We start from the raw sequence: 1,722 nt of genomic DNA, 5'->3' as shown, positions 1-1,722 counted from the left end.
ACACGCTTGTTCGACGTTGCGCTGCCCCTACCGGAGAGAAGTGCCCCGGATCGACTGACTTTTTCGCATTCCTGGCATTCGGGAGTGGTGGGGATGGTGGGGGTCGTGATGGGGGTGGTTCAGCTGCCGGTGCCGAACGCGATCGCCAGGTCCTTGTCGTCGGTGGACGACGACGAGGGCTTGTCCGCGTAGACCGCCGACATGAAGAGGTGGCCGTCCGCGTAGAGGATCTCCGCGTAGTCCGGCAGGAAGGTGGTCTCCGCGTCCCGTACCGTCTCCGTGCTCGGGTTCTCCAGCAGCTTGGTCTCCTTGAAGGAGGTGCCGTCGATGCTGACGATCTGGCCGCCCTTGTCATAGGGCGGCGACTTGTACGCGATGAGGTTGCTGCCGTCCATGCGCAGCGGGGTGATCGTGTAACCGTCGCCCGCGTCGGCGCGCTGGCCGGTCTGCTTGCCGGTGGCGAGGTCGAAGGCGACGATCTCGTTGGTCTGGCTGTAGGAGTCGCCGGAACCGTCGTGTTCTTCGGTGGGCACGTACAACCGGTCGTTGCCCACGGCCAGTTCGGCGCAGTACTCGACGCGCGTGATGCCGTCGCAGCGGGCCGCGTACTGCTTGCCCGGCGCCAGGATGTGCGAGCGCAGGGCGCCGGTCTTGTTGTCGATGGAGAAGAAGTCCGAGATGCCGCTGCCGTCGCCCGCGCTGTCGCCGACGTCGGCCGCGACGACCAGCGGGTCGGTCGAGACGATGCTCGCGTACTCGATGCCCTGGGCCATCTTGTAGTCCGAGATCACCTTCCCGGAGACCGGGTCGATGGTCTGGATGTGGAGGACGGGCGAGTCGTACGTGCCGCACCTGCGCACCGCGACCAGCTTGGTGCCGCCGCCGTAGCCGGCGTCGTAGCAGTCGGCGACCTTCGGGCTCCACAGGACCTTGCCGGTGGAGATGTCGAAGGCGGCGCCGCCGTCGGTGCTGCCCACGGCGACGGTGTTCGCGCTGACGGTGACGTTCTCGAAACTGATCGGCTGGTCACCGGAGTTGGCGGTCTTCGTCCACAGCTTGGTGCCCGTGTTGAGGTCGATCGCCGCGATCTGGCTACAGCCGTTCGAGGGCTTGTCCTTGGTCGGCATCGCGGGCTCGTAGAGGATGGCCGTCTTGCCGTCGGTGGTGGTGTGCTTCGTGGCCTGGCAGACCGGGCCGGGGAGTTTGATCGTCCACTGCTTGGCGCCCGTGTCGCGGTTGTAGCCGACGACCTCGGCGCTGCCGCTCTTCGCGTACACCTTGTCGGTGAGCCAGGAGCCGGAGGTCACCATGGTGTCGCTGACCTTGGGCATCGGGACCTCGAAGAGGACCTTGGACGCGGTGTCGGCGGGCGCCTTCTCCTTGCCGCCGGACGTCGTGCCGCCCTTGTCGTTGGTGCCGCCCGTGGTGCCGCTGGAGCTCGCGGTGTCCTTCTTGTCGTCGTCCTTCTTGCCGGACGAGGACGAGTACCAGATCCCGCCGCCGACGATCAGCGCGATCGCCACGACGGCGGCGGTGATGATCACCGCGGGCGCCCCGAACTTCCGCCCGCCACCGCCCGGTTGGCCCGGCTGCGGGTGCAGCGGCATGGTCGGCTGCTGGCCCGGGTATCCGTAACCCGGCTGCTGGCCATAGGGGTTGGGCTGCTGCGGCTGGGCGTACGGGTTCGGCTGCTGGCCCGGGTAGCCGTAGCCGGGCGGGGTC

1 protein-coding gene is annotated in these 1,722 nt (G+C 67.8%); it reads right to left on the bottom strand.

Translation table 11 applies throughout. The features are described from left to right. Positions 1-119: 119 nt before the first annotated feature. The coding region (locus ACNFOC_RS54035; RefSeq protein ID WP_416966264.1) for a BamB-related PQQ repeat family beta-propellar protein at positions 120-1,722 on the bottom strand (1,603 nt) is incomplete at its 5' end.

The sequence above is a fragment of the Streptomyces colwelliae genome (assembly GCF_048158785.1).
Taxonomy (GTDB): domain Bacteria; phylum Actinomycetota; class Actinomycetes; order Streptomycetales; family Streptomycetaceae; genus Streptomyces.
This window is presented reverse-complemented; position numbering and strand designations above follow the sequence as displayed.